Genomic DNA, 8691 nt, shown 5'->3' with positions numbered 1-8691 from the left:
GCGGGGGGCGGGGGGGGGGGGGCCCCCCGCCCCCCCCCGGCGCCCCCCCCGCCCCCGCCTCGCCCCCCCGGGGGCGGCGGCGGGGGCGCGGGCGCGGGGCTGGGCGTACCGGTCAAGGCGGGCCTGGCCTCGGGCATGCTGGCGACGGCCGTGGCGGCGGCGCTCGCGATCGCCATGATGGGCGGCGGGCCGGACGAGGGTCCCCAGGCCGCCACGCCGCCACCGGAAGCGGCGCCCGAGCCGCCGCCCACCGTCGGGCAGGAGCCCCGGCCCGAGCCGGAACCGGAGCCGGACCCCGAGCCCGCGCCGCAGACCGTTCCCCGGGTCGAGCCGGAGCCGGAACCCGTGCCGGAGCCCGAGCCCGAACCCGCCGCGCCCGAACCCACACCGGAGCCCGAGCCCGCTCCCGAGCCGGAGCCGTCACCCGAGCCCGAGCCGGAACCCGAACCGTCACCGCCCGTGGAGCCGCCGCCCGCACCGGAGCCGTTCGAGCTGAGGGAGCTGGACTTCGACGTCCTCGGCACCGGTGACGAGCCGGCCGTGCGGCTGGTCGGCAGCAGCCCGGTGTGGCAGCGGGACGACCTGTCGGTCAACGGCCAGGCGTACGCGGGCGGGATCACCGTCTCGGCGCTGTCTTCGGTGACCATCGACCTCAACCGTCCGTGCGTCTCCTACCGGGCGTCGGCGGGGCTGGACGGCCTCACCCAGGGGCTCGGCGCGGCCGTGTTCAGCGTGTACGGGGACGGCGTGGAGCTGTGGTCGTCACCGACCGTGCGCGGGGACGAAGACGCCGTGCCGGTGAACGTACCGCTGACCGGCGTCGAGACACTGCGCCTGGCGGTGCGCCCGGACAGCGCCCTGGGCCCGCTGGCGCTGGCGGACTGGGCAGAGTCGGAGATCCTCTGCGAGTGACCGAGGCCCGGGGTGAGCGCGGCCGGTTGCCTCGGTCGGAGTGACCGCGCAGCCGGACGACGACAGCCGGGCGACCACGGTCAGGGTCTGACGCGTCAGGGTGTCCCCGGTCGGGGTGACCCCGGTCAGGGTGACCGTCATCAGGGTGACCACGGCCGAAGGCTGCCGTCGTCAGGGTGACCACGATCGAGGCGATACGTCAGAGCGACCCGGACCGAGTGACCGCCGTCAGACGACCCGCCAAGACGGCCACGGTCGGCGTAACCACGGTCGAGAACCCCGTCCGAGTAACCGCAACCGAGCGACCCGGTCACAACGACCACAGTCAGACGACCACAGCCGAAGGCCACCGTCGTCAGAGTGACCACGATCGAAGCAACCCCTCAGAGCGGCCCGGACCGGGTGACCGCCGTCAGACGACCACGGCCGAAGGCTGCCGGCGTCAAGGTGACCCTTATCGAAGCGAACCCGTCAGAGCGACCCGGTCCGGGTGACCGCGGTGAGGTGACGTCTCAGAGGGACAGCAGTCGGGGCGACCACGGTCGGGCATCCCGGGCAGGGGATCCGTCGGGGTGACCCGTCAGGCCACCGTGGTCAGGGGCTGACGCCGCTGGTGACGGCTCTGGGGTCGTGGTTGCCCTCGGCGGTCCAGCAGGAGCCGCGGCGGGTGAGGAGGCGGCGTAGCCAGACCTCCGTCGAGACCAGCTCGGCCAGCCCGTCCAGCGGGAGTCGTTCGCCCTCGGCGGCGGCGCGCAGCGCCTTGCGGACGACGCGGGCCTCGATGAGTCCGGCGTCGGCGAGTAGGGGCGCGTCGAAGAGACCGACGAGTTCTCCTATGTGCGCGCGCAGTCCGGCCCGGACCGAGTCCGCGTGGGAGAGGTGGGTGGTGGCGCCCCAGCCGGGCGGCAGGTCGCGCACGCCCGCGCCCTCCAGGACGGCGCGCAGCACATCGGCGCGCGCCCCGGGCTGGACGCGGAGCGTTTCGGGAAGGGCCTGGCAGGCGCGGACCACCTGGTTGTCGTAGAAGGGGGCGTGCAGCCGCTGGTGGCGGACCTCGGCGGCCTGTTCGAACACGCGGTAGTCGGCGGCGTGCCGGGCCAGGACGGCGCGGGCGCGTTGCACACCGGGGCGGCCGGTGACGGTGGCCGCTTTGGGCCGGGCGGCGAACGCTTCGAGCCGAATCGATACTTCCGCGAGCGCCTCGCCGGTCAGCCAGCGGGCGGCCGGTCCTGGCCGGCACCAGGCGAGCGCGGCCAGGGAGGCGCCGAGCGCGCCGTCCGCGAGCGGCGAGTCGTCGAGGGGCCGGCGCAGGAGGACGGCCGCGTCGGACAGGCCCTCCGGGTAGGGGGTGCGGGCGAGTCTGCGGGCCGCGCGGTAGACGGTGAACGGCACGAGCATGGAACGGCTGCCGCCGCCGCTCGCCTTCGCCAGGGCCGTGACCGGGCGCAGCAGGTGGCGGCGTCTGCGATCGATGAGGAGGTCGGCGAGGCGGGCCGGGTGGGCGTCGGGGACCTGGCGCGCGCCGTGCCCGATGAGGTGGTCGGCGCTGCCGGCGGCGAGCCGCTGCCGGTGCCGGGCGGCGGTGACGAGGGCCGGTCCCGGCTCGTCGGTGAGCGGCCCGCCCTCCAGGTCGGCGTACGGCAGGGCCTCCTCGCCCGCGGCGACGACGACGTGGTGGAGGCGGGGGTTCTCCGCGATGACGCGGGCCCGTTCGATCTCGGCGGCGCGGGCGATGCCGCCGGGGCCGCCGCGGGGGGCGGTCAGGTCGTTGAACGTGACGGCCAGCAGGCGCTCCCCGGCGAGCGTGGCGCCCGTGCCGAACACGGTGCCGGGCATGCCGGGCAGCCCGGCGGCCAGCAGGGCGAGGGTCGCCGACGCGCTGCCGCCGGAGAGGTCGGCGCCGACGCCGGGCGCGGGCTCGGGGCCGAGCCGGGCGGCGCGCCGGTCGGCGGGGCCCATGCCGGGGATGGGGCCGCCGTCGCGCTCGGGCGCGTGACGCGGGGCGGCGAGCCGGGTGCGGACGGCCTCCACCAGGGCCTCGCGGACCCCGGCGACGGCGGCCTCCCGCTCGACCGGCGGGGCGGCGACGATGGAGGGCGCGGCCGGCTCGTAGTCCAGCACGTCGCGGCTGCCGCCCTCGCGCAGCCGCAGCGCGTGGCCGGGCGGGACACGGGTGACGCCGCGGTAGGGCGTGCCGGTACCGACCGCCTCCGGGGCCTCGGGGCAGGCGAGCAGCGCGGCGAGGTGGGCGACGTCGAGCTGGGCCTCGGTGAGGTCGGCCAGCGGGAGGGCGGCGGTGGCGTAGGCCGTGCCGCCGGCCCACGTGGTGTGGAACACGGGCTTGGTGCCGGCCAGATCGGCCGGAATCACGGTCCGGCGGCCGAACCGGGCGACGGCCGTGTAGCTGCCGGGCCAGGTGGTGAGCTGGCGCAGGGCGCCGGCGCGGGCGGAGACGAGGGAGCGGCGGAGCGTGACGTCGTCGGCCCCGCAGTACCCGAAAACGGCCAGGTGCGTGTCACCGTCGGCGTGGACGAGGCGGATCTCGTCGGAACGCCAGTCGCCGACGGCCCACAGGGGGTCGGGACCTTCCCACAGGAGCTGGGCGCCGAGGGGCTGGATGTCGCGGGCAGCACTCGCCGAGGCCCCGCACCACCCAACCAACCACCGCATCGCCGCCTCCCCCAATGAGGTTCCCTGGACCGCCGCGTAGGTGTGTACGCCCATGCTGCCATGGGACGGGTGTGAACGGGGCATGGCAGGGTGGTAGTTCGTCCGCATGACGAACTACACGACGCGTTGACCGGCTTCCAGTGTGACGCGCGACAGGCGCCGGGAAACCGATCGTTTCCGGCCAAAGTCTGGCCGGAGAACGGCTCATGGCAGGTCAACGGGTGGGGCAGGAGTGCTGTGGTCCGGGAGACGCTGGTCGTCTCCCGGACCAGACCGCCGTCCGCGGGGAATGAGACGACGGCTTCCCCCGGCCCACTGGATCCGTCAGGGCAGCAGGCCGACCCACGCCTTTCCATCCAAGCGCCCGCCGCCGGCCGTGCCCACGGCGCACAGCCGGGCGCACGGCCACATGGCGGGAGCACGATGCCGGTCCGGGGAAGCGCTCGTACGCCCGTACGGTCACAAATCCGCCATCCGGTTTCCAGCCCCTTAACGGTCAGCAGGCACCGAACTACGCTGGGTTCGCGGAGACACGGGAAGGCCCTGCGCTGGTCGCGGGGCTGCCGTTGGTGTGGCAGGGGTGCGCGCATGTCCAGGGAGCAACGCGGGCCGAACGAGAAGCTGGGGGCGATTCTCGCCCTTGCGGGAATCAGCAACGCCGGACTCGCCCGGCGCGTCAACGACCTCGGCGCGCAGCGGGGTTTGACGTTGCGCTACGACAAGACATCGGTCGCCCGGTGGGTCACCAAGGGGATGGTGCCGCAGGGTGCCGCGCCCCATCTGATCGCCGCCGCCATCAGTGGCAAGCTGGGCCGCCCGGTGCCGCTCCACGAGATCGGCCTCGCCGACACCGATCCGGCACCCGAGGTGGGGCTCGCGTTCCCGCGCGACGTGGCCTCGGCCGTCGACTCCGCGACCGAGCTGTTCCGGCTCGACGTGACGCCGGGCAAGGGCCTGTGGCAGTCGCTGGCCGGGTCGTTCGCGGTGAGCGCGTACGCCACCCCGATATCGCGGTGGCTGATCACGCCGGCCGACGCCTCCGTCGCCCGCGAGGCGGCTCCGTCCCGTCCCGGGGGCGCCCCGCGAGGGTGCGGTGACTCCGGTGCGGCCGGTGGTCCGAGCGGTTCCGGGGGTTCCCCCGGTTCCGGTGCGGGCGCGTGGGGCCGGGTCGGGCACTCCGATGTCTCCAAGCTGCGCGAGGCGGCCGAGGAGGCCCGCCGCTGGGACTCCAAATACGGCGGCGGGGACTGGCGTTCGTCCATGGTGCCGGAGTGCCTGCGCACGGACGCCGCGCCGCTGCTCCAGGGCCGCTACACCGACGACGTGGGCCGTTCCCTCTTCCGCGCCACGGCCGAACTGACGCGGCTGGCGGGCTGGATGGCGTTCGACACCGGGCAACACGAGGCGGCCCAGCGGTACTACATCCAGGCGCTGCGGCTGGCCAGGGCCGCCGCCGACGTGCCGCTCGGCGGTTACGTGCTGGTGTCGATGGCGCTCCAGGCGGTCTACCGCGGCTTCGCCGACGAGGGCGTGGACCTGGCGCAGGCGGCCCTGGAGCGGAACCGCTCGCTGGCCACGGCCCGCACCATGAGCTTCTTCAAGCTGGTCGAGGCGCGGGCGCTGGCGAAGGCCAACGACGCGGCGGGCTGCGGTTCGGCGCTGTCGGCCGCCGAGGGCTGGCTGGAGCGCTCGCGCGAGGGCGACGGCGACCCGGGCTGGCTGGACTTCTACGCGTACGACCGGCTCGCCGCCGACGCCGCCGAGTGCTACATCGACCTCAACGTCCCCGGCCAGGTGCGGCGGTTCACCAAGCAGGCGCTGTCCGAGCCGACCGAGGAGTTCGTCCGCTCGCACGGGCTGCGGCTGGTGGTCGCCGCCGTCGCGGAGCTGGAGTCGGGGAATCTGGACGCGGCGTGCGCGGCCGGGACGCGGGCGGTGGAGGTGGCCGGACGCATCTCGTCGGCGCGCACCACGGACTACGTACGGAACCTGCTGCACCGCCTCGCGCCCTACGGGGACGAGCCGCTGGTCAGGGAGTTGCAGGAGCGGGCGCGTCCGCTGCTGAGCGCTCCGGCATGATGGCGCGCATGACAAGGACATCTCGGGACCGGTCCGGCCGGGCCGAACCGTCGCCCGGCGCCGAACCGTCGCGCGGCGCGGGCCGGTTCGACTGCGACGTGGTGGTCGTCGGCGGCGGGATCGTCGGCCTGGCCACCGCGCACGCGCTGCGCGCCGCGCGCCCCGGGCTGAGCGTGACCGTTCTGGAGAAGGAGTCCGGACCCGCCCGCCACCAGACCGGGCGGAACAGCGGGGTCATCCACAGCGGGGTGTACTACCGGCCCGGCTCGCTGAAGGCGACGTTCGCGGTGCGCGGGGCGGCGGCCCTGGTGAAGTTCTGCGCGGAGCACGGCATTCCGCACGCCGTGCCGGGAAAGCTGATCGTCGCCACCGGGCCCGACGAGCTGCCCCGGCTGCACGAACTGGCGCAGCGCGCCCGGCGGAACGGTGTGCCGGTGCGCGAACTGGGCCCGGCGCAGATCGCGGAGCACGAGCCGGCGGTGCGCGGCGTCGCGGCGCTACGGGTGGAGACGACCGGGCAGTGCGACTACGTCGCGGTGGCACGGGAGTTGGCGCGGCTGGTGACCGTGCGCACGGGCGCGGAGGTGGTCGCCGTCGACCGCCGCGTCGGGCGGGGCGTCGCGGTGCGGACGGCCGACGGCATGGTGCTGCGGGCGCGGGCGATGGTGAACTGCGCGGGGCTGCACAGCGATCGGGTGGCGCGGCTGGCGGGGGACGACCCCGGCCTGCGGATCGTGCCGTTCCGGGGCGAGTTCTACCGGCTGCGGCCCGAACGTTCCGGGCTGGTGCGGGGGTTGGTCTACCCGGTGCCGGACCCGGCGTTTCCGTTCCTGGGGGTGCACTTGACGGCCGGGCTGGACGGCGAGGTGCACATCGGGCCGAACGCGGTGCTGGCGCTGGCGCGTGAGGGGTACGACTGGCGCACGGTCCGCCCGCGCGACCTGGCGGACGCGCTGACGTACCCCGGGCTGTGGCGGATGGGGCGGCGGCACTGGCGGGCGGGGGCCGGGGAGTTGCGGCGTTCGTGGTCGAAGTCGGCGTTCACGGCGGCCGTGCGGCGGCTGCTGCCGGAGGTGACGGAGGACGATCTGGAGCCCGCTCCGGCGGGCGTGCGCGCCCAGGCGGTGCTGCCGGACGGCACGCTGGTGGACGACTTCCGCATCGAGGAGGCGCCGCACACCGTGCACGTCCTCAACGCGCCGTCCCCGGCGGCGACGGCTTGCCTCCCGATCGGCCGGGAGGTGGCGTCGCGGCTGCTGCGGCGGCTCGACGAGGACGGATGACGGGCGACGGGCGCTCGGGCGAGCGGTCGGTTCTGGCCGTCAGCGGTCGTAGGCCCGTAGCCGCAGGCCCCGGGTGGTGTCCGTCTCGATGGCGGCCATCACGTACAACTGGCGTTCGTCGTGGATCACATACGGCACGTCGGTCGCCCGGCCCGCGTCCAGGGGAATCGTTCCGGCAGGGATGTCCGTGCCGTCGACCGGGTCGAGGGCGAGCAGGTGCAGGGTGTCGGCCTCGGGGTGGCCGAGCAGGACGCGGCCGTTGTCGTCCACGTCGAGGAGCTGGGCCGCCTCCGGCAGCTCCGTGGTCCACAGCCGGGTGCCGTCGGTGAGGTCGTAGCCCGCGAAGACCGCCGCCTCCGCCGGCGGGTCCGCGCCCGTTTCCGGATCGGCTCCCAGGTCCGCTTCCGGGTCCGCGGCGGTCGGCGGGACGCGGGCGACGAGGATCTCGCCGACGACCGCCGACTCCTCGGGCACCAGGCCGGACATCGGGCGGCGCCACAGCTCGTCGCCGTTCTCCGCGTACGCCACCAGATCGTCGTCCTGGTGGAGCAGCACGGGATCGCCCGCGAGGATGTCCGCGAAGCCGAACTCCGGGTCCGTCGCCGGGTGCGTCCACTCCAGCGCGCCCGTGTCCGCCTGGTACACGCTCAGGTCGCGGGACCCGTCGCAGCGGGTCAGGGCGACGATGCGGGAGCCGGCGTGCCGGATGGCCAGCGTCTGCCGGTCGGACGCGCACTCCCCCGCCGGGTCGTCCGGCGGTTGCGGGGCCGGCAGCTCGGTGCCCGAGGCGATCTCGAAACGGTGGAACCCGGCCGGGGTGCCGGCCGCGTCCAGGTTCACGCTGACCGTCGCGTCCCCGACCGTCACCGTGACATCCTCCGGCGCGACCGGCCGCCCGGCGGGCGTGCCGAGGTTCGTGGACCAGAGCAACTCGCCGGTCCCGGTGTCGATCAGACCGAGCACCGAGCAGCTCCCTGCGGTGCCCGAGTCCGTATCCGCGTCGTCCGCGTCAGCGTCGTCGGTACCGGTGTCCGTATCGGTTTCCGCGTCGGTATCCGTATCGGTATTCCCGTCGGTATCCGTAGGGGCATCGCTGCCGACGCCCGTATCGGTATCCGTACCGGTGTCCCTGTCGGTGTCCGTATCGGTATCCCTGTCGGTATGCGTATCGGCATCGCTGTCGGCGTCCGCATCGGTATCCGTACCGGTGTCCGTGTCCGTATCGCTATCCGTACCGGTGTCGGTACCGGCATCAGCGCCCTCATCCGCATCCGGGTCCGCATCCGCCGAGGTGTAGAGCACCGCGCCCATGCCGGTCGCGCCGAGTCGGTCGGCCGCGGCGCAGGGGCGGGTCGCGCCCGGGGGGAGTGGTGCCTCCCACAGCACCTCGCCGTCGGTCGCCCCGAAGGCGGTGACGCCCGCCGTCGAGACGACCGTCACCGTCTCGCCGTCGGGCCACAACCGGGTCGCGAACGCGTCCGCCGGGCCGGTTCCGCCCGGGACCGCGGGCGCTCGCCAGAGCTGGGTCAGCTCGACAGGCGGTTCCTCGCCCGCCGTGGTGGCCGCCGTGCCCGCGACCAGGCCGCCGTCCACCTCCTGGGCGGCGGTGCGCCCCTCCTCACGGCTGAGAACCACGACGTACACGGTCAGCAGCGCCAGCATGGCCATCCCCACGGGCAGCGCGATCATCCCTGTGCGGTTGTTCCCCTCCGCCATGACACTCCCCCGGGTCACCAGCTTCGTCATC

Annotated in this window: 5 protein-coding genes; 3 read left to right on the top strand and 2 right to left on the bottom strand. The window is 74.8% G+C overall.

Going from position 1 to position 8691, the window contains the following annotated elements:
- Positions 1–912 (top strand): NPCBM/NEW2 domain-containing protein (locus tag BN2279_RS12065; protein ID WP_234347768.1); only part of this gene is annotated, 912 nt, incomplete at its 5' end.
- A gap of 594 nt (positions 913–1506) precedes the next feature.
- Here the strand turns inward: BN2279_RS12065 and BN2279_RS12060 are convergent.
- A complete protein-coding gene (locus BN2279_RS12060) occupies positions 1507–3582 on the bottom strand; it encodes an asparagine synthase-related protein (RefSeq protein ID WP_059008689.1) in 2076 nt (691 codons plus the stop codon).
- Positions 3583–4170: 588 nt separating this feature from the next.
- Here BN2279_RS12060 and BN2279_RS12055 point away from each other — a divergent pair.
- Together BN2279_RS12055 and lhgO are read left to right on the top strand one after the other, a co-directional pair.
- Positions 4171–5661, top strand: coding sequence for an NsdA family TPR-like regulatory protein (locus BN2279_RS12055; protein ID WP_059008688.1), 1491 nt, complete (start codon positions 4171–4173; stop codon positions 5659–5661).
- On the top strand, positions 5661–6944 hold the full coding sequence (gene lhgO, locus BN2279_RS12050) for an L-2-hydroxyglutarate oxidase (protein ID WP_407702231.1): 1284 nt from the start codon (positions 5661–5663) through the stop codon (positions 6942–6944). The genes BN2279_RS12055 and lhgO overlap by 1 nt, the downstream gene beginning before the upstream one ends.
- 39 nt (positions 6945–6983) lie before the next feature.
- On the opposite strand, the gene BN2279_RS12045 is transcribed toward lhgO, so the two are convergent.
- Positions 6984–8690: an outer membrane protein assembly factor BamB family protein gene (locus BN2279_RS12045; RefSeq protein ID WP_159037201.1), complete on the bottom strand. Its 1707-nt coding sequence runs from the start codon at positions 8688–8690 to the stop codon at positions 6984–6986.
- Position 8691 lies beyond the last annotated feature (1 nt).

This window comes from Streptomyces specialis, from assembly GCF_001493375.1.
GTDB lineage: Bacteria > Actinomycetota > Actinomycetes > Streptomycetales > Streptomycetaceae > Streptomyces > Streptomyces specialis.
This window is presented reverse-complemented; position numbering and strand designations above follow the sequence as displayed.

Excerpts from the sequence above, each read along its gene's own strand:
- BN2279_RS12060 (WP_059008689.1), bottom strand. The coding sequence starts at position 3,582 with ATGCGGTGGTTGGTTGGGTGGTGCGGGGCCTCGGCGAGTGCTGCCCGC.
- BN2279_RS12055 (WP_059008688.1), top strand. The coding sequence starts at position 4,171 with ATGTCCAGGGAGCAACGCGGGCCGAACGAGAAGCTGGGGGCGATTCTC.
- lhgO (WP_407702231.1), top strand. The coding sequence starts at position 5,661 with ATGGCGCGCATGACAAGGACATCTCGGGACCGGTCCGGCCGGGCCGAA.
- BN2279_RS12045 (WP_159037201.1), bottom strand. The coding sequence starts at position 8,690 with ATGACGAAGCTGGTGACCCGGGGGAGTGTCATGGCGGAGGGGAACAAC.